The sequence below is a fragment of the Streptomyces sp. NPDC003016 genome, from assembly GCF_053591455.1.
The window spans coordinates 120,422-139,516 of record NZ_JBSFTV010000003.1 but is presented as its reverse complement, the minus strand read 5'-3'; the positions used below and the strand labels follow the sequence as shown (position 1 = coordinate 139,516).

The 19,095-nt window shown below is 71.3% G+C and carries 16 protein-coding genes and 1 pseudogene; 6 read left to right on the top strand and 11 right to left on the bottom strand.

Annotated features, from left to right (window positions below; genetic code table 11):
• The first annotated feature begins 2 nt into the window (after positions 1-2).
• Complete coding sequence (locus ACWDZ4_RS03505; protein ID WP_451506790.1) at positions 3-233, top strand: DUF6243 family protein; 231 nt, start codon at positions 3-5, stop codon at positions 231-233.
• A 73-nt stretch (positions 234-306) separates the two neighbouring features.
• On the opposite strand, the gene ACWDZ4_RS03500 is transcribed toward ACWDZ4_RS03505, so the two are convergent.
• Positions 307-1,761 (bottom strand): MFS transporter, encoded by a 1,455-nt coding sequence (locus ACWDZ4_RS03500; protein WP_451506789.1) that lies wholly within the window; start codon positions 1,759-1,761, stop codon positions 307-309.
• A 52-nt stretch (positions 1,762-1,813) separates the two neighbouring features.
• On the opposite strand from ACWDZ4_RS03500, the gene dusB reads away from it, so the two are divergent.
• From dusB to ACWDZ4_RS03485, 3 genes are all read left to right on the top strand, one after another.
• Positions 1,814-3,010, top strand: coding sequence for a tRNA dihydrouridine synthase DusB (gene dusB / locus ACWDZ4_RS03495; protein WP_451506788.1), 1,197 nt, complete (start codon positions 1,814-1,816; stop codon positions 3,008-3,010).
• 377 nt (positions 3,011-3,387) lie between these two features.
• Positions 3,388-6,129 carry a pyruvate, phosphate dikinase gene (gene ppdK / locus ACWDZ4_RS03490; RefSeq protein ID WP_451506787.1) on the top strand — a complete coding sequence of 914 codons (2,742 nt, stop codon included), beginning with the start codon at positions 3,388-3,390 and terminating at the stop codon, positions 6,127-6,129.
• A gap of 499 nt (positions 6,130-6,628) precedes the next feature.
• Positions 6,629-7,645 (top strand): ArsR/SmtB family transcription factor, encoded by a 1,017-nt coding sequence (locus ACWDZ4_RS03485; protein ID WP_451506786.1) that lies wholly within the window; start codon positions 6,629-6,631, stop codon positions 7,643-7,645.
• A gap of 48 nt (positions 7,646-7,693) precedes the next feature.
• On the opposite strand, the gene ACWDZ4_RS03480 is transcribed toward ACWDZ4_RS03485, so the two are convergent.
• From ACWDZ4_RS03480 to ACWDZ4_RS03450, 7 genes are all read right to left on the bottom strand, one after another.
• Complete coding sequence (locus tag ACWDZ4_RS03480) at positions 7,694-8,851, bottom strand: alkaline phosphatase PhoX (protein WP_451506785.1); 1,158 nt, start codon at positions 8,849-8,851, stop codon at positions 7,694-7,696.
• A gap of 95 nt (positions 8,852-8,946) precedes the next feature.
• Positions 8,947-10,131 carry a bifunctional 3-oxoadipate enol-lactonase/4-carboxymuconolactone decarboxylase PcaDC gene (gene pcaDC / locus ACWDZ4_RS03475; protein WP_451506784.1) on the bottom strand — a complete coding sequence of 395 codons (1,185 nt, stop codon included), beginning with the start codon at positions 10,129-10,131 and terminating at the stop codon, positions 8,947-8,949.
• Positions 10,124-11,686, bottom strand: coding sequence for a lyase family protein (locus tag ACWDZ4_RS03470; RefSeq protein WP_451506783.1), 1,563 nt, complete (start codon positions 11,684-11,686; stop codon positions 10,124-10,126). Before ACWDZ4_RS03470 ends, pcaDC begins: the two co-directional genes overlap by 8 nt.
• Positions 11,673-12,239: a protocatechuate 3,4-dioxygenase subunit alpha gene (gene pcaG / locus ACWDZ4_RS03465; RefSeq protein ID WP_451506782.1), complete on the bottom strand. Its 567-nt coding sequence runs from the start codon at positions 12,237-12,239 to the stop codon at positions 11,673-11,675. Before pcaG ends, ACWDZ4_RS03470 begins: the two co-directional genes overlap by 14 nt.
• Positions 12,239-13,006 carry a protocatechuate 3,4-dioxygenase subunit beta gene (gene pcaH, locus ACWDZ4_RS03460; protein WP_451506781.1) on the bottom strand — a complete coding sequence of 256 codons (768 nt, stop codon included), beginning with the start codon at positions 13,004-13,006 and terminating at the stop codon, positions 12,239-12,241. Before pcaH ends, pcaG begins: the two co-directional genes overlap by 1 nt.
• Positions 13,006-13,797 carry a CoA-transferase subunit beta gene (locus ACWDZ4_RS03455; protein ID WP_451506780.1) on the bottom strand — a complete coding sequence of 264 codons (792 nt, stop codon included), beginning with the start codon at positions 13,795-13,797 and terminating at the stop codon, positions 13,006-13,008. The genes pcaH and ACWDZ4_RS03455 overlap by 1 nt, the downstream gene beginning before the upstream one ends.
• The gene (locus ACWDZ4_RS03450) at positions 13,794-14,630 is read right to left on the bottom strand and encodes a CoA transferase subunit A (protein WP_451506779.1); all 837 of its coding nucleotides are present in this window, start codon (positions 14,628-14,630) and stop codon (positions 13,794-13,796) included. The genes ACWDZ4_RS03455 and ACWDZ4_RS03450 overlap by 4 nt, the downstream gene beginning before the upstream one ends.
• Before the next feature lie 128 nt (positions 14,631-14,758).
• Between ACWDZ4_RS03450 and ACWDZ4_RS03445 the strand changes: the two genes are divergently transcribed.
• A complete protein-coding gene (locus ACWDZ4_RS03445; protein ID WP_451506778.1) occupies positions 14,759-15,196 on the top strand; it encodes a MarR family winged helix-turn-helix transcriptional regulator in 438 nt (145 codons plus the stop codon).
• 142 nt (positions 15,197-15,338) lie between these two features.
• On the top strand, positions 15,339-15,749 hold the full coding sequence (locus tag ACWDZ4_RS03440; RefSeq protein WP_451506777.1) for a VOC family protein: 411 nt from the start codon (positions 15,339-15,341) through the stop codon (positions 15,747-15,749).
• A 97-nt stretch (positions 15,750-15,846) separates the two neighbouring features.
• Here the strand turns inward: ACWDZ4_RS03440 and ACWDZ4_RS03435 are convergent.
• From ACWDZ4_RS03435 to nirB, 3 genes and pseudogenes are all read right to left on the bottom strand, one after another.
• Positions 15,847-16,122: pseudogene (locus ACWDZ4_RS03435) on the bottom strand (SDR family oxidoreductase); the annotation flags it as partial.
• A 103-nt stretch (positions 16,123-16,225) separates the two neighbouring features.
• Positions 16,226-16,555: a nitrite reductase small subunit NirD gene (nirD, locus tag ACWDZ4_RS03430; protein WP_451506776.1), complete on the bottom strand. Its 330-nt coding sequence runs from the start codon at positions 16,553-16,555 to the stop codon at positions 16,226-16,228.
• Positions 16,552-19,095 (bottom strand): nitrite reductase large subunit NirB, encoded by a 2,544-nt coding sequence (nirB, locus tag ACWDZ4_RS03425; protein WP_451506775.1) that lies wholly within the window; start codon positions 19,093-19,095, stop codon positions 16,552-16,554. The genes nirD and nirB overlap by 4 nt, the downstream gene beginning before the upstream one ends.

Below are 19,095 nucleotides of genomic sequence, written 5' to 3'. Positions count from 1 at the left end.
CCGTGGCAAAGAGCCGCAACAACCTTCTCGGCGTAGGCGGGCAGCGCAAGAGGATGTCCCGCGCCGAACTCGCGGACAACGGCCCCACGCGCAACGCCGACCGCAGGACGGCCGCCGAGCAGAAGGAAGACCTGCTGCGCAAGATGCGCGAGCGCACCGCCGGGGAAGACGGCGAAGACGGCGGCGAGGCGACCGCAGAGGGCACCCAGGACGCTCAGGGCACCCAGGGCTGACCTGCTTTCCGGCACGGCAGTGGGCCCGGACCGCACACAGCGGTCCGGGCCCACGCCTGTGTCCGGCCCGTCCTCAGCGCACCGCGCCCGCCGGGGCCCGGCCGGTCTCGGCCCCCTCCAGCCGGGCCGCCGTCCGCCGTGCCGACCTCAGTGCCCACGGTCCGCTGGTCAGCGCCCCCACCAGCAGTACGCACAGTCCGCAGCCGGTGAGGATCCACCAGGCCGGCCTGCTCGCCGCCACGAAGGTGTCGTCGTACGACCGTCCGTGCACCCCGGCCGCGAGCACCGCGCCGATCACGGCGACGCCCAGCGTCGTGCCGACCTGCCTGCTGGTCGAGGCGACCGCGGCGGCGACGCCCGCCTGGGTGCGCGGCATCCCGGACACGGCGGTGTTGGTGATCGGCGCGTTCACCATGCCGAAACCCAGGCCGAAGAGGACGTAACCGGTGAACAGCAGGGGCGTGGACGTCTCCGCCTCGAAGGCGGCGAACAGCAGCCCGCTCGCCGCCATCGCGACCCCGGCCACCAGGAGCGGCAGCCGTGGCCCGCGGCTGCCGACGAGCCTTCCCGAGAGCGGTGCGCAGACGAACGTCAGGGCCGCCATGGGGAGCATGTAGAGGCCGGCGTGCAGGGCGGAGAACCCGCGTACGTCCTGGAGGTACAGGGTGTTGACGAAGAGGAAGCCGCCGAGTGCGGCGAACGCGCACACGGCGATCACCGTCGCGCCGCTGAACGGCGCGCTCCGGAAGAACCGCAGGTCGATCAGCGGCTCCGTCCGCCGTGGTTCGTACACGAGGAGCCCCACGAGGGACAGCGCGGCCGTTCCCGCGGACGTCAGGATGAGCGGTGACGTCCAGCCCGCCAGGGGCGCCTCGATGATCGCGTACGTGAGCGACCCGAGCAGCGCGATGATCAGCAGTTGCCCGACGGGATCGGGGCGGCGCGCCTTCGGGGCGCGCGACTCGGGTACGTACCGGGCGGTCAGCAGCAGCGCGGCGAGCCCGACCGGCAGATTGACCCAGAAGATCGCCCGCCAGCCGACCGAGTCCACCAGCAGTCCGCCGACCAGCGGGCCCGCGGCCATCGAGATGCCCACCACCCCGCCCCACACCCCGATCGCGCGGGCCCGCTCGCGCGGTTCGGTGAAGGTATTGGTGATGATCGACATCGCGACGGGGTTGAGCATCGAGCCGCCGACGGCCTGCACCATGCGGAAGACGACGAGCGATTCGAGGTTCGGCGCGAGGGAGCAGAGCAGCGACCCGAGCGTGAAGAGCACGAGCCCGGCCTTGAAGACCTTGCGCCGCCCGATCCGGTCGGCGGTGGAGCCGGCGAGCATCAGCAGTGAGGCGAGGACGAGCGTGTACGCGTCGACCGTCCACTGCATTCCGGCGACCGACGCGCCCAGTTCCCTCCGCATGGAAGGGAGGGCGACATTGAGTGCGGTGTTGTCGAGGCTGACGATCAGCAGGCTCATGCAGCAGATCGCCAGCACCAGCAACCGCCGCCGGTGGCTGAGCTCGGGCATGAGTCGATAGTACGGCTCACTAACGACTCTCGTCGTACGGGACAATGGGGCCATGACGACCGCGCTCCCCCTGTCCCCCACGTTGTCCATCGGCCCGCACTCCGTGCAGCCGCCGGTGGTGCTCGCCCCCATGGCCGGCATCACCAACGCCCCCTTCCGCACCCTGTGCCGCGAGTTCGCCGAAGGCGTGCGGGGGTTCGGGGGCCGCCCCCCGGTGGGTGCGGCCTCCGGTGGCAAGGGGCTGTTCGTGAGCGAGATGATCACGACGAGGGCGCTGGTCGAGCGCAACGAGAAGACCATGCAGCTGATCCACTTCGACGCGACCGAGACGCCTCGGTCCATTCAGCTGTACGGGGTGGATCCGGTCACCGTCGGCAAGGCGGTCCGCATGATCGTGGACGAGGACCTGGCCGACCACATCGACCTGAACTTCGGCTGCCCGGTGCCGAAGGTGACGCGCAAGGGCGGCGGCTCGGCGCTTCCGTACAAGCGGCCGCTGCTGCGGGCGATCCTGGGCGAGGCGGTCTCCAACGCCGGGGACCTGCCGGTCACGATGAAGATGCGCAAGGGCATCGACGACGACCACATCACCTTCCTGGACGCCGGCCGCATCGCGGTCGAGGAGGGCGTGACGGCGATCGCGCTGCACGGGCGGACCGCTGCCCAGCACTACGGCGGTACGGCCGACTGGGACGCCATCGCGCGCCTCAAGGAGCACGTGCCGGAGATCCCGGTGCTCGGAAACGGCGACATCTGGTCGGCGGACGACGCGCTGCGGATGATGCGCGAGACCGGCTGCGACGGCGTGGTCGTCGGGCGCGGCTGCCTGGGGCGGCCGTGGCTGTTCGGGGACCTGGTCGCAGGGTTCGAGGGCACGGGCGCGTACGCCGCTCCGACGCTGCGCGAGGTCGCCGCGGTGATGCGCAGGCACGCGGAGCTGCTCGGGGAGTGGATCGGGGACGAGGCACGCGGGGTCATTGACTTCCGTAAGCACGTCGCCTGGTACCTCAAGGGGTTCTCGGTCGGTTCGGAGATGCGTAAGAAGCTTGCAATCTCCTCATCCCTGGATGAAATGGACGCTCACTTGAGCGAGCTCAATCTGGACCAGCCGTGGCCCGAAGGGGCGGACGGGCCGCGGGGCCGTTCGTCCGGCAATGGGCGGGTTGTCCTGCCGGATGGCTGGCTGAAGGACCCGTACGACTGCTCGGGTGTGAGCGCGGAGGCCGAGCTGGACACGTCCGGAGGCTGAGATTCGGGTCTCGTTCGGGTCTCATCTGTGACGTGATTCTCGCCACGCCTGATGCGCTCATTGCTCAGATGAGCACATCAGGCGGGGCTGCACCTCTCAAAAGGTGGCACTGGGTGCCACCTTCTTTTGTTTTAATCGATCACATCATCCGGCACTCTCCGTTACCGATGTGGGAGAAGTTCGATGCACTGCGTGTTGATGTGTAAAACACTTGAACGGAAAGGCTGATCGGTCCGGTCGCGTTGATCACTTTCGATCTGCTGGCGGACGAGTGGTTAAGGCCGTATGACAGTCAGGTGGACGTACCCAGGCACCTTCGATCTGGGTATGTTCCTGGCCGTCAGGGCAGCCACCGCGTCCTCGAGGAGTCGAGACCCGTGTCGGAAAACAAAGAACCCCAGGTAGCCAGCGAGCCCCAGGGGCAGAAGTTCGTTTATGACTTCACCGAGGGCAACAGGAACCTCAAGGACCTGCTGGGTGGCAAGGGCGCCAACCTCGCCGAGATGACCAACCTCGGGCTGCCGGTTCCTCCCGGCTTCACCATCACCACCGAGGCGTGCAAGGTCTACCTCGACAGCGGCGAGGCGCCCGACGCCCTGCGCGACGAGGTCAGCGCGCACCTCGACGCCCTTGAGCAGAAGATGGGCAAGAAGCTCGGCCAGGCCGACAACCCGCTGCTCGTCTCCGTCCGCTCGGGCGCCAAGTTCTCCATGCCCGGCATGATGGACACCGTCCTGAACATCGGGCTCTCCGACAAGTCGGTCACCGGCCTCGCCCAGCAGGCCGGCGGCGACGAGCGCTTCGCGTGGGACTCGTACCGCCGTCTCATCCAGATGTTCGGCAAGACCGTCCTCGGGGTCGACGGCGAGCTCTTCGAAGAGGCGCTGGAGCAGGCGAAGGCGGCCAAGAAGGTCACGGTCGACACCGACCTGGAGGCGGCCGACCTCAAGAAGCTGGTCCGGAAGTTCAAGAAGATCGTCTCCGAGCAGGCCGGACGCGACTTCCCGCAGGACCCGCGCGAGCAGATGGACCTCGCCATAAACGCGGTCTTCGACTCGTGGAACACCGACCGCGCCAAGCTCTACCGCCGCCAGGAGCGCATCCCCGGCGACCTCGGCACGGCCGTCAACGTGTGCTCCATGGTCTTCGGCAACCTCGGCCCCGACTCCGGCACCGGCGTCGCCTTCACCCGCGACCCCGCCAGCGGCCACCAGGGCGTGTACGGCGACTACCTGCAGAACGCGCAGGGCGAGGACGTCGTCGCCGGCATCCGCAACACCGTGCCGCTCGCCGACCTCGAGCGCATCGACAAGGCGTCGTACGACCAGCTCATGCAGATCATGGAGACGCTGGAGACCCACTACAAGGATCTCTGCGACATCGAGTTCACGATCGAGCGCGGTCAGCTGTGGATGCTCCAGACCCGGGTCGGCAAGCGCACCGCCGGCGCCGCCTTCCGCATCGCCACCCAGCTCGTCGACCAGGGACTCATCGACGAGGCCGAGGCGCTCCAGCGCGTCAACGGCGCGCAGCTCGCGCAGCTGATGTTCCCGCGCTTCGACGACGAGGCGAAGACCCAGAAGCTCGGGCGCGGCATCGCCGCCTCCCCGGGCGCCGCGGTCGGCAAGGCCGTCTTCGACTCGTACACGGCCGTCAAGTGGTCGCGGTCCGGCGAGAAGGTCATCCTCATCCGCCGTGAGACCAACCCGGACGACCTCGACGGCATGATCGCCGCCGAGGGCATCCTGACCTCGCGCGGCGGCAAGACCTCGCACGCCGCCGTCGTGGCGCGCGGCATGGGCAAGACCTGTGTCTGCGGCGCCGAGGAGATCGAGGTCGACACCAAGCGCCGCCGGATGACGGCCCCGGGCGGGATCGTCGTGGAGGAGGGCGACGTCGTCTCCATCGACGGCTCCACCGGCAAGGTGTACCTCGGTGAGGTGCCCGTCGTGCCGTCGCCGGTCGTCGAGTACTTCGAGGGCCGCATGCACGCGGGCGCCGACGACGCCGACGAGCTGGTCGCCGCCGTGCACCGGATCATGGCGTACGCCGACCGGGTGCGCCGCCTGCGGGTGCGCGCCAACGCCGACAACGCCGAGGACGCCCTGCGGGCCCGCCGCTTCGGCGCCCAGGGCATCGGCCTGTGCCGCACCGAGCACATGTTCCTCGGTGAGCGCCGCGGGCTCGTCGAGCGGCTGATCCTGGCCGACACGGACGACGAGCGCGAGCAGGCGCTGGGCGCGCTGCTGCCGCTCCAGAAGGCCGACTTCATCGAGCTGTTCGAGTCGATGGACGGACTGCCGGTGACGGTGCGGCTGCTGGACCCGCCGCTGCACGAGTTCCTCCCCGACATCACCGAGCTGTCGGTGCGCGTCGCCCTCGCCGAGTCCCGCAAGGACGCGAACGAGAACGACCTGCGCCTCCTCCAGGCCGTCCACAAGCTGCACGAGCAGAACCCGATGCTGGGTCTGCGCGGTGTACGTCTGGGTCTGGTCATCCCGGGCCTGTTCGCGATGCAGGTCCGCGCCATCGCCGAGGCGGCCGCCCACCGCAAGAACGCCAAGGGCGACCCGCGCGCGGAGATCATGATTCCGCTCGTCGGCACGGTCCAGGAGCTGGAGATCGTCCGCGAGGAGGCCGACCAGGTCATCGCGGAGGTCGAGGCCGCCACCGGCACGAAGCTGAAGCTGACCATCGGCACGATGATCGAGCTCCCGCGCGCCGCGCTGACCGCCGGCCAGATCGCCGAGGCCGCGCAGTTCTTCTCCTTCGGTACGAACGACCTCACCCAGACCGTGTGGGGCTTCTCCCGCGACGACGTCGAGGCGAGCTTCTTCACGGCGTACCTGGAGAAGGGCATCTTCGGGGTCTCCCCGTTCGAGACGATCGACCGGGACGGCGTCGGCGCGCTGGTGCGCTCCGCCGTCGAGGCCGGCCGCGCCACGCGCCCCGACCTGAAGCTCGGCGTCTGCGGCGAGCACGGCGGTGACCCGGAGTCGGTGCACTTCTTCCACGAGGTGGGCCTGGACTACGTCTCCTGCTCGCCGTTCCGGATCCCGGTGGCACGCCTGGAGGCGGGCCGCGCGGCGGCGCAGTCCACGGGCAGCGACTCGCGCTAGCGGGACCACCGGAGCTGCCGTCGGTTCACCCCAACCCTCGAACGAACCGGCAACGGCTCCGGCGCAACAAAGAAGCGGCGGCACCTCGTGCGGAGGTGCCGCCGCTCTGCTGTGCCGACGGGAAGTGCCGACGGGAAGTGCCGACGACGGAAAGTTCAGGAAACAACAGAAAGCAGCAGCAGTTGAATTCCGCCATTCTCTGCTGAAAACAAGGCAGGATGCGGTCGCCGGATCCCCACCCGCCGACCGCATCCTGATACCTCGCCGGACACCGAACTGCTCCCTTCGCCAACCGCCGCCAGACCCGGCGAAGCCCCCCACGGCCTTCGCTGTGCCTTTCCGGTGACTCCGGTGTCGTGCCCGACGGGGAACAGCATTTCGTTCGGCACAGGGTGCGCGCGATGCGTTTCAACTGTGGCCGAAAGGCCGTGGTGACGGCGTGTGATGGCATGCATACTCGACTGCGGGGGCGATTGCGGATGCAACAGATGGGACTTCGGTGCTGCGTGTTCATTTCTCCGGTGTTGACTTGTCGAGGGTTCGGCTGTCCGACCGGCCGGACGCGTTATGGGAAACAGTCCTCAGTTTTCACAGACTAAGAGACCGGCGCGGCGCCAAGGTGTTCGGAGAATGGCGCCGGGAATCGCGGACTCGGTTGAATGGTGAAACACGGCTGCTGGCCTCCGTGATACCGAACAGGGGTTATTTCCCGGATTTCCTCACACCTCGTGAGGGGGTGCGCGGCATGGACGCGGGACTCGAAGCGCTCCGGGCCACCGCCTCCGACCGGCTGCGCGCCGAACTGGCCCTGCTGGCCGCCTCGCACCGACCGGACCGTACGGCTCCGCCAGGCCGTGCGGCATTGGCACGGCACGGCGTCGCCCCGCTCACCGGGCGCCGGGGCGACGTCCTCGGCCGGCTCGCCGGAGTCCTGCGCGGCTACCACCGCGCCGCCGTGGAGCCGTACTGGCCGCACATCCGGGCCCGTGTCGAAGCCGACCGGGCGGCCCGGGGCCGCGCGCTGCTCGACGGCGGCGCGGACGAACTCCTCACCTCGCTCCCGCCGATGCTGCGGTGGCGTCCGCCGGTCCTGGAGGCCGACTATCCGGTCGACCGGGACCTGTACCTGCGCGGCCGGGGCCTGCTGCTCCAGCCCTCGTTCTTCTGCCGCGGCACCCCGGTCGTCTACCGCGACTCGAACCTGCCGCCCGTCCTGGTCTACCCGATGACCCACGCCGAGGCCCCGGCCCCCTCGGACGACCCGGGCCCGCCCCTGGGCCGCCTGGTCGGCCAGACCCGCTCGGCGGTCCTCGCGGCCATCGGCGGCGGCTGTACGACGAGCGAACTCGCCCGCAGGGCCGGGGTGTCGCTCGCCTCGGCGAGCCAGCACGCGTGCGTACTGCGCGAGGCGGGCCTCGTCGTGACCCTGCGCCACGGGAACGCGGTCCTGCACACCCTGACGCCACTGGGCGCCGCCCTCCTGCGGGGCGGCGCCACGGCGGAAGCGCTGCGGTGACGCGGGTGCCGGCCGGCCGCACGGGGGCGGCCGGCCCGTCCGGGGCCGTCAGCTGCGGAAGGGGCCCGTCACCTCGTACGTGATGCCGCCCGAGGAGCTGCCGCTCGTGCCGCGCTGGCTGGAGAAGTACAGGCGCTTGCCGTCCGGTGAGAACGCCGGGCCCGTGATCTCCGAACCCGACTGCCCGTCGATCCGCAGGAAGGGCGCGACGACGTCGTCCGGGGTGATCAGGCAGATCTCCATGGTGCCGCCGTCCTCCGCGACGAACAGGTCGCCGGAGGACGTGCCGGTGACGTTGTCGACGCCCGTCAGCGGGGCGGTGCCGCTCACCAGCGAGTCGTCGTAGGCCAGCTCGATGGTCTGCGCCGCCGCGTTGTACTGCCAGACGCGGTTGTCGCCCTTGGTGGTGAACCAGCACGTGTCGTCGGCGTAGTAGCAGCCCTCGCCGCCCGTGAACCGCTTGGCGCCCGAGACCTGGTTGCGGGTGGCGGTCGTGGCGCCGCTCGGGTCCGGGACGGTGGCCCAGGTGACCGGTCCGGACGTACCCGAACCCATCTTCAGGACTTCGAGCCTGCCCGCCGACAGGTCGCCCCAGGTGGTGGGGGTGAAGCGGTAGAAGCAGCCGTCGGTGACGTCCTCGGTGAGGTAGATGGTCCTGCGCACGGGGTCGGCCGCGGCGGCCTCGTGCTTGAAGCGGCCCATCGCGTCGCGGCGTACGGCGGCCTTCACGCCCCACGGGTCGGTCTCGTAGACGTACCCGCGGTCGACCTCCTCGCAGGACAGCCAGGTGTTCCACGGGGTCTTGCCGCCCGCACAGTTCTGGCGGGTGGAGGAGAGGATGCGGTACGCGCCGGTGATCGCGCCCGTCGAGGAGAAGCGGATCGCGCCCGCGCCGCCGGAGGGGTTGATCTCGGAGTTGGAGACGTAGATCCAGCCGGTGCCGTCCGCGTAGCAGGCGCCGCCGTCCGGCGCGTTGTGCCAGGTGTACGCGGTGGAGCCGACTTTCTGGCCGGAGCGGGCGACGACCCGGCCGGTGAAGCCGGACGGCAGGCGCAGGCCGTTGGCGTCGGGAGAGCCGAGCGCCCCGTAGGGGCCGGTGCCGGGCTGCGCGGGGGCGGCGTACGAGGCGCCGCGCCAGAGGGTGCCGCCGAAGGCGGCGACGGAGGTGCCGATGACAGCGCCGCGCAGGAAGCTACGACGTTCCATGTGTCACTCCAGGGTGGGGTGGTACCGGGACTGTGACCTCGGAACGTAAGGCTCTCGAATTGACGGTGCATCAACAACCGGTGAGCGGAAGGTGATCACTCGTCGGAGTCGAGGTCGTCGAAGACGTTCTGCGCCGCCGTGAACGCCGCGTTCGCCGCCGGGACTCCGCAGTACACCGCCGTCTGGAGCAGGACCTCGCCGATCTCTTCCCTGGTCAGACCGTTGGTCAGCGCGGCCCGTACGTGCATCGCCAGCTCCGCCTCGTGGCCGTGGGCGACGAGTGCGGTGAGCGTGACGCAGCTGCGGGTACGCCGGTCCAGGGTGTCGTTCGTCCAGATCTCGCCCCAGGCGTACCGCGTGATGAAGTCCTGGAAGCGGGCGGTGAACGGCGTCGTACGGCTGACCGCGCGGTCCACGTGGGCCGAGCCCAGGACCGCCCGGCGCACCCGCATGCCCGCCGCGTGGCGGGACGCGTCGGTGGCCGCGGGCGGCGGGCCCGGGGCGAAGTGGGCGAGCAGGGCGGCGGTCACCGCCTCCGGCTTCTCCACGCCCGCCAGATGGGCCGCGCCGGCGACTTCCAGCAGACTCGCCCCGGGGATGGCGTCGGCGATCTCGCGGGCGTGCGCGGGCGGCGTGGCCGGGTCGTCGCGGCCGGCGACGACCAGGGTCGGTGCGGCGACCGTGGGGAGCGCGCCGCGCAGGTCGTACGCCGCGAGGGCGTCGCAGCAGGCGGCGTAACCGGCCGGGTCGGCGGCCCGCAGGTCGTCGATGAGGGCGCGGGCGATCGGCGCCGTGGCGAACGCGGGCGCGAACCAGGTGCCCGGGCGGCTCGCCACCATGGCCTCGGTGCCCTGGGTACGGACGAGACCGGCGCGCTCGTGCCACGCGGCGGGGTCGCCGAACCGTGCCGACGAGCAGACCACGGCGAGGGAGGTGATCCGCTCGGGGTGGTGCGTCGCCAGGTGGAGCCCGACGGCGCCGCCGAGGGAGACGCCGGCGTACGCGAACGTCTCCCAGCCCTGCGCGTCGGCCGCCCGCAGCACGAGCGCCGCGAGGCCGGCGACGGTCGCGGTGCCGTCCAGCGGGATCAGGCCGGCGGGGGTGGAGCCGTGGCCCGGCAGGTCCCAGCGCAGGACGCGGTGGGTGCGGGCCAGGGCGGCGAGCTGGGGCTCCCAGACGGCGAGGGAGGCGCCCAGGGAGGGGCCGAGGATCAGCGGAGTGCCCGATTCCGGGCCGTCCAGGCGCACGTGGGGGAGGGGGCGGGGGTGGGTGTCAGGCATGGGGGTGCTCCGGTTTCCGGTCCAGGGCGCGGTCCACCAGGGCCGCCGCGGAACCGGTGTAGTGCGTGGGGTCGGTGAGTTCGGCCAGCCGGTCCGCCGGGAGTGCGCCCGAGAGGGCCTCGGCCAGGGGGATGCCTTCCGCGGCTGTGCGCCGTGAGGCCTCGGTGAGGAGTTCCCTGGCGCGGGCCCGGCCGAGGGCGGGGGCCAGGGCCGCGGCGACGCGTTCGCTGACGATCAGGCCGTGGGTGAGGTCGAGGTTCTCGCGCATGCGGTGGGGGTGGACGCGGAGGTTCTCCGTCAGCTCGGCCGCGTGGGCGGCCGCGCCGCCGGCCAGGCGCAGGAGCTCGCGCAGGGGCTGCCACTCGGCGTGCCAGGCGCCCGCGGGGCGCTCGTCCCCGGCGGAGGCGAGGGAGGCGAGGAGCACGGAGGCCAGGGCGGGGGCCTGGTGGGCGGCGGAGGCGATCAGGGTGGAGTGGGCCGGGTTGGCCTTGTGGGGCATGGCTGAGGAGCCGCCACCGGTGCCTTCGGAGAGCTCGGCGATCTCGGTGCGGGAGAGGGTGAGGACGTCCGTGGCCAGTTTGCCGAGGGCTGCGCAGGTGAAGGCGAGGGCGGTGGCGAGGTCGGCGACGGGGGTGCGGAGGGTGTGCCAGGGGAGGGTGGGCACCGCGAGGTTCAGCTCGGCGGCGTAGGCGGTGAGGAGGGCGAGGGCGGGGTCGGGGGTGGGTGCGGGTGCTGTTGCGGGGGCTTCGGGGTCGGTGCCGCGCCGGGGCGTCTCCTCGGGCGTCGAACGTTCGGGTACGCCGGTGTGTTCGGGGTGGTTGCGTTCGGCGCCCTGCGGGGAGCGCCCCGGCGCGTCCCCTCCCGGCACCGTGGAGTGTGCGGCGGGGGCGGGTGTGTTCTGGGGGGAGTGTCCCGGCGTGTTCTCTGCCTGAGCTGTGAAGGCGTCGTCGGCGGCCGTTCGGCCGAACGCGGCCAGCGTGCCCGCCGCTCCGCCGAGTTGCGCGGGGAGGGTCAAGGACCGGAGGCGGGCGTGGGCGTCGAGGGTGAGGCTTCGCCAGCCCGCCGCCTTCAGGCCGAAGGTGGTGGGGACCGCGTGCTGGGTCAGGGTGCGGCCCGGCATGGGGGTGTCCCGGTGTTCCGCCGCCAGGGTGGTGAGGGCCGCCGCCGTGCGGGTCAGGTCGGCCGTGATGAGCGGGAGCGTGCGCGTGGCCACCAGCATCATCGCCGTGTCGACGATGTCCTGGCTCGTCGCTCCCCGGTGCACGTACGGCGCCGCTTCCGGGCCCGCCGCCGCCGTGAGGTCGGCCACCAGCGGGATCACCGGGTTGCCCCCGGAACGGGCGCGCAGCGCCAGGTCACGTACGTCGAAGCGGTCGGCCTTCGCCGCCGCTGTGACCGCCTCGCCCGCCCAGCCGGGGCCCTGGGCCCGGGTCAGGGCCGCCTCCGCGTCCAGCATCGCCTGGAGGAGGGCCGCGTCACCGGTCGCGGTTTCGGCCGCGGTTCCGGCGCGTACGGGAGCGAGCAGTCCGTGGTCAGGTGCGTCAGGCGAAGTCAAGGAAGACCGTCTCTTCCTCGCCCTGGAGGCGGATGTCGAAGCGGTGGGTGCGGTCGCGGTTCGGCTCCGGTCGGGCGATCAGTGTCGCGCGGCGCTCGGGAGTCAGCGAGGCGAGCAGTGCGTCCGGTCCGTCCGCCAGGTACGCGCGCGTGAAGAGGTGGTGGGTCAGGCCGCGCGCGAACACGCACACGCCGATGTACGGAGTGGACGGGCCCCCTGGGGGAAGGGTGCGGACGGTGTAGTGGCCGTCCGCGTCCGTCGGGACCCGGCCGAAGCCCGTGAAGTCGACACCGTTGCGGCCGAGGAAACCGCCGGTCACGGGGTCGCGGCGCATCGACCCGGGCGCGCCGGCCAGGGAGCCGTCCGGTCCCGCCTGCCAGAACTCGACGATCGCGTCCGGGACCGGCTCCCCGGCGCCGTCGTAGACGTACCCGTGCAGCGTGATCGCGTCGGGATGGCCGGCCGGGGCGATGTCGCCGCCTCCCGGGAAGGGCAGGGCGTACCCGTAGAAGGGACCGACGGTGTGCGAAGGGGTGGGCGGCAGGGACGGCATCAGCGGCCTTCCTCGATCCAGGTGGCGGACGGGCCGCCCAGGACGATGTCCCAGCGGTAGCCCAGCGACCGTTCGGGGCGGGAGAGGGAGTGGTCGTACGCGGCGACGAGCCGGGCGCGCGCCGCCTCGTCCGTCACCGACTGGAGGATCGGGTCGTACGCGAAGAGCGGGTCGCCCGGGAAGTACATCTGGGTGACCAGGCGCTGCGTGAAGGCCGAGCCGAAGAGCGAGAAGTGGATGTGGGCGGGGCGCCACGCGTTCTCGTGGTTGCGCCACGGATAGGCGCCCGGCTTGACGGTGGTGAAGCTGTACGAGCCGTCGTCGCCCGTCAGGACCCGCCCCACGCCCGTGAAGTTGGGGTCCAGGGGCGCCGGGTGCTGGTCGCGCTGGTGGGCGTACCGGCCGGAGGCGTTGGCCTGCCACAGTTCGACGAGCTGGCCGCGCACCGGCCGGCCCGCGCTGTCGAGCAGCCGCCCGGAGACGGTGATGCGCTCGCCGAGCGGCTCGCCCGCGTGCTGCCGGGTCAGGTCGTGGTCGAGTGCGGTGACGTCGGTGCGGCCGAAGACGGGGCCGGAGAGCTCGACGGCCTCGGGGTCCCCGCCGACGGCCACCAGCGGCTGCTTCGGGTGGCGCAGGAGGCTGCTGCGGTACGGCGGGAAGTCGCGCGGCGGGTGGTGCGCGGCCGGGGCCCCTGCGGCGCGGGCCTTCTCGTAGCCGGTTCGGATCTCGGCGAGCTCGCCGTCGATGTCGGACTGGGTGAGAGGCATCAGGCGGGGTCCTTTCCTGCGGACTTCAGGGCGCGCAGTGCGGCCAGTTCGGCGGGCGTCGGGGGCTCGGTGACCCCGACCGTGTCCGCGGTCCTCAGCTCCCAGCCGGTGGCGGCCCGTGCCTGTGCGACGGTGACGCCGGGGTGCAGTTCGGTGAGGACGAGCTCGGCGGTGGCCGGGTCGGGGCGCAGGATGCCGAGGTCGGTGATGACGGCGACCGGGCCCGCGCCCGGCATGCCCAGCTCCTTGCGGTCACCGGGGCCGGAGCCGTGGCCGAGCGTGGTGACGAAGTCGAGCTTGCGCACGAAGTTGCGGGTGGAGTGGCGCAGCACCATCAGTACCTTGCCGCAGTTCGACGCGATCTCGGGTGCGCCGCCCGCGCCCGGAAGCCGGCCCTCCGGTTTGTCGGGGCCCCGGTCCACGACCGTCGTGTTGATGTTGGCGAAACGGTCGACCTGGGCCGCGCCGAGGAAGCCGACGTCGATCCGGCCGCCCTGGAGCCAGTAGTTGAACATCTCGGGCACGGGCACCACCGCGTCGGCGGTCTCGGCCAGTTCGCCGTCGCCGATGGAGAGCGGCAGCCGGGTCGGCTTGGAGCCGATCGTTCCCGACTCGTAGATCAGCACGAGGCCGGGGTTGACGGTGTGGCGGGCGAGGTTGGCGGCGGTGGACGGCAGTCCGATGCCGACGAAACAGGTCCGCGCCCCGGCCAGCGCGCGGGCGGCGTTGACCTCCATCAGCTCGTCGCGGGTGAAGTCGGTGGAGTCGGTGGAGTCCTCGGTGGTCGTCATCGGACGGCAGCCCCTTCGGTTCGTACGGTGTCGGTTCGCACGTGCGTGTCGAGCCACCGCGCGAACGTGTCGCGGTCCCGGGCGATCGGGTCCCACGCCTGGTAGAAGGCGTTGTCGCGCACGGTGTATCCGGTGGCGTACGACGGATGGGCGCCGCCCGGCACCACCGCGACCGCGTCGATGACCCAGGTCGGCAGGACCACGCCGCCGGGCCGGGGCGTCAGCCCGTCGACGATCTCCTCGACCGTCACCAGCACCCGGCCGGCGGCCAGCGCGGCCTCCTTCTGCACACCGGTCAGGCCCCACAGCTGGACGTTTCCGTCACGGTCGGCCTGCTGGGCGTGGATGACGGTGACGTCGGGGTTGAGCGCGGCGACGGCGGCCAGCTCCTCGCCGGTGAACGGGCAGGTGACGGAGGAGACCGTGTCCGTACGGGTGGCGAGGTCGGAGCCCCGGTAGCCGCGCAGTACGGCGAACGGCAGGCGCGACGCGCCCGCGACGTAACGGTTGGCCATGCCGGCGTGGCTGTGCTCGTCGAGCTCCAGGGGGCGGGGCCAGCCGTTCTCGACGGCGTCGCGGAAGCGGTGCAGGGAGCCGACGCCCGGATTGCCGCCCCAGGAGAAGATCAGCTTCTTCACCAGACCGGCGCCGATCAGCTGGTCGTAGATGACGTCCGGAGTCATCCGGGCGAGGGTCAGGTCGGTGATGCCCTGGCGGATGACCTCGTGCGCCGCGGCGTACGGGATCAGGTGGGTGAAGCCCTCCATGGCGAGGGTGTCCCCGTCATGGACGAGGTCCGCCACGGCGTCGTGCAGGCTGCGTATGTCGGCCATCGTCACTCACTCCGCGAGTTGCTCAGTGTACTGACTAGTTTCTCGTCGAGGCCGTACAATTCCACCGAGTTACGTCCACGTCAATGGCTCAGTACACAGAGCATCACCCGCGATTGCAGGAGGCCCGCATGGCTGCGGTCGATCTGAGCACCCACCCCGGGCACCTCGCCCGGCGGCTCCAGCAGGCGCACACCCTGCTGTGGACCGCGATGGTCTCGGAGGAGACCACGTCGCCGCAGTTCGCCGTACTCAACGCGCTGGCCGGGAAGCCGGACATCGACCAGCGCACCCTGAGCGAGCACGTCCACCTCGACCGCTCGACCATCGCGGACCTGGTGGCGCGCCTCGGCAGGCGCGGCCTGCTGGAGCGGGGGCGCGATCCGCGGGACGGCCGGCGCAGCGTGCTCAAGCTGACGGACGAGGGCGTGGCGGTGCACCGCAAGCTGGTCACCCGGACGACCCGGATGAACCGGGTGTTCCTCGCCCCCCTCGACGAGGGGGAGCAGGAGACGCTGCTGCGGCTGATCGGCCGGGTCGCGGACGCGGCGGAAGAGCTCCGCGCGTAGTCCCCCGGTTTTTCTCTGCTTCTTCTCTGCGGTCTTCCGTTCGGGCGATGAGTTTCGCGTGGGGCCCGGGTCTACCCCTGCACACGGCAACGACGGCACAACGGCGGGCCCGCACCGCCGGTGAGAGAAGAGAGCACGGCTCATGCCTCAGATGATCTTTGTGAACCTGCCGGTGAAGAACCTCGACACCACGAAGTCCTTCTTCGGCAAGCTCGGGTTCTCCTTCAACCCGCAGTTCAGTGACGACAGGACCGCCTGCCTGGTGATCAGCGACACGATCTTCGCCATGCTGCTCACCGAGCCGCGCTTCAAGGAGTTCACGGAGAAGGAGATCGCGGACACGAGCCGGACCACGGAGGTCCTGCTCGGGCTCAGCGCCGACAGCCGGGAGAAGGTCGACGAACTGGCCGACACGGCCCTCGCGTCCGGCGGTTCCCCCGCGAACGAGCCCCTGGACCACGGCTTCATGTACGGCCGTTCCTTCCAGGACCCCGACGGCCACACCTGGGAGATCGTCTGGATGGACCCGTCGGCGGTCGAGGGCCAGGGCTGAGCGGCGGATCGCTCGCCGCGTCGTCCGGCGTCCAGGGCGCGGCCGCGAGCCCGTGGCCGCGCCCTGCTGCCGCATGCGACCGGGAGGCCGGCGGCCGTCAGGCGGAGGCGCCTGCGTCGATGACGAGGTCACTTCCGACGACGGAAGCGGCGTCGGCGGAGGCCAGGTACAGCACGGCGGCGGCGACCTCGCCGGTCGTCGAAACCCGGCCGAGCGGCGACTCGTCCTTCATGCGGACGGCTCGCTCCGCTTCGCTCTCGCCGGACCGCAGCGACATGGCGGTGGCGGTGGACCCAGGGCTGACCGCGTTGATCCGGACGCCGTCCTGGACGTGGTCGAGGGCGGCGGCGCGGGTCAGGGCGGAGACGGCGGCACCGCGTCGCCAGAACAGCTCCAGGGCTGCCCGCAGCGCGGCGTCGGGATCGAATTCCTTGGTCCTGGCCACGTCATGGACCGTAGTTTTATTGGACGATCGGTCAACTCGCTTGGACGCGGACAGCGAACGTCTGCACCGTGACCGACTCGTCGTCCAGACAGTGCCCCGTCTCCAGATCGAAGCGCTGCTTGAGCAGAGGCGACGCGACGAAGGGGCGGCCGTTCACGGACCCCGTCAGGCCGCGGGACAGGACCTGGGCGCCGGAGAAGGGGTCACGGTTGTCGATGGCGTACGGGCGCCCCGCGCGGTCCGTGAACAGCGCTGCCTGACGGCCGTCGGGCAGCAGGGCCGCCACGCCGCGCCCGGGGGTGAGGGCGGACAGTTCGCAGGCGGTGAACCAGGAGTCGTCGATGCGCAGTTGCAGGGTCATCCGGCACGGGTCCCTTCGAGGGTGAGAACGGTCAGGTCCGGCTTCATCTGGTCGCGCTCGGGAACGAACCGTACGGACGGGTCCGGCGCGTCGGGCGCGTTGACGAAGGACACGAAGCGGGACAGCCGCTCGGGGTCGTTGATCGTCTCGGCCCATTCGTCGCGGTAGCCGGAGACGTGATCGGCCATCAGGGCTTCCAGCTGTTCGCAGATGCCGAGGGAGTCGTGGACGACCACGTCCCTGAGGTGGTCCAGGCCGCCCTCCAGGCGTTCCAGCCAGGTGGAGGTGCGCTCCAGGCGGTCTGCGGTGCGGATGTAGAACATCAGGAACCGGTCGATGAGACGGACGAGTTCCGCGTCGGACAGGTCCTGGGCGAGGAGATCGGCGTGACGCGGGGTCGCGCCGCCGTTGCCGCCGACGTAGAGGTTCCAGCCGTTCGCGGTGGCGATCACACCGAAGTCCTTCGACTGCGCCTCGGCGCACTCGCGCGCGCATCCCGAGACCGCCGACTTCAGCTTGTGCGGCGCGCGCAGACCCCGGTAGCGCAGTTCCAGGTCGATGGCCATCCGGACGCTGTCCTGGACGCCGTACCGGCACCACGTCTGTCCGACGCAGGACTTCACCGTCCTGAGGGCCTTGCCGTAGGCGTGACCCGATTCGAAGCCGGCGTCCACCAGCCTCGTCCAGATCAGCGGGAGCTGGTCGACCCGGGCGCCGAAGAGGTCGATGCGCTGGCCGCCCGTGATCTTCGTGTAGAGGCCGAAGTCGCGGGCCACCTCACCGATCACGATCAGCTTCTCGGGGGTGACCTCGCCGCCCGGGATGCGCGGCACGATCGAGTACGAGCCGTTGCGCTGCATGTTGGCGAGGAAGTGGTCGTTGGTGTCCTGGAGGGCGGCCTGTTCGCCGTCGAGGATGTAGCCGTTGCTGAGGCTGGCCAGGATCGAGCCGACCGTCGGCTTGCAGACCTCGCAGCCGTCGCCGCCGCGGGCCGCCTCGCGTCCGTGCGAGTCGAGAAGCGCGGCGTACGACGTGATGCGCAGGGTGCGGACGATCTCGTACAGCTCGGAGCGCGTGTGCGGGAAGCAGCCGCACAGGCCCTTGTCGCCGGTCTGGGGGAGCAGCTGGCCGATCAGCTTCACGCAGCTGCCGCAGCCCGTGCCCGCCTTGGTGCACTTCTTCACCTCGGGGAGCGAGGAGCAGGCGGTGACCTGGCCCTTGGTCACGTTGTGGCAGTTGCAGACGACCGCGTTGTCGGGGAGGGCGGACGGGCCGAGGGTGACCTGGCCGCTGCCGGCCGGGGCGATCAGCTGTTCCGGTGCGACGGGCGGTACGGAACCGGTGAGCGGCCGCAGCATCGTGTACGCGTCGGCGTCGCCGACCAGGACGCCGCCGAGGAGCCTGCCGTCCGGGCTGACCACCAGCTTCTTGTAGACGCCGGAGCGCGAGTCGGAGTACGTGACGTCCAGGCAGCCCTCCGCGTGGCCGTGCGCGTCGCCGAAGGACGCCACGTCCACACCGAGGAGCTTGAGCTTGGTGGACATGTCCGCACCCGTGAACGCCCTGGGCGCGCTTTCGGCCGTTCCCGGGAGCGGCCCCGCGAGCGTTCCCGCGATCGCCTCGGCGGCCGTCTCGGCCATCTCGTAACCGGGCGCCACGAGCCCGTACACCCGGCCGTCCGAGGCCAGCGCGCACTCGCCGATCGCGAACACGGCGGGGTCGGACGTACGGCACTGCTCGTCGACCGCGACGCCGCCCCGCTCGCCGACCGGCAGACCGCAGTCGCGGGCCAGCTGGTCGCGCGGCCGTACGCCGGCCGAGAAGACGACGAGGTCCGTCTCGACCGTCGAACCGTCCGAGAGGGACATGCCGTTGACGGCTCCGGCGGCGTCGGTGGTGACGGCCTGGGTGCCGACGCCCGTGTGGACCGTCAGCCCCATGCCCTCGATCGTACGGAGAAGGGCCGCGCCGCCGCCCTCGTCGACCTGGACGGGCATCAGCCGGGGGGCGAACTCCACGACGTGCGTGGCGAGCCCGAGGCCGCTCAGCGCGCCCGCCGCCTCCAGGCCCAGCAGCCCGCCGCCGACGACCGCTCCCGTGCGCGCCGTTTTCGCGTACGCCTCTATCGCCAGGAGGTCCTCGATGGTGCGGTAGACGAAGCAGCCTTCCGCGTCCTTCCCGGGAACGGGTGGTACGAAGGGGTACGAACCAGTGGCGAGGACGAGCGCGTCGTACACGAAGGTCCGTCCGGCACGCGAGGTGACGGTGCGCGTCTCGCGGTCGACGGCCGTCGCCGGGTCGTCGAGGTGCAGCTCGATGCCGTGCCGGTCCATGAAGTCCGGCTCGCCGAGTGTGAGGTCGTCCGGGGTGCGGCCCGAGAAGTACGAGGTGAGCTGGACACGGTCGTACGCGGGGCGCGGCTCTTCGCACAGGACGACGATCCGCGCCCTCCCGGTCACGCCCCGCTCCGCGAGGGCCTCCAGGAAGCGCTGACCGACCATGCCGTGGCCGACGACCACGATCGTGGGGGTTGTGGACAT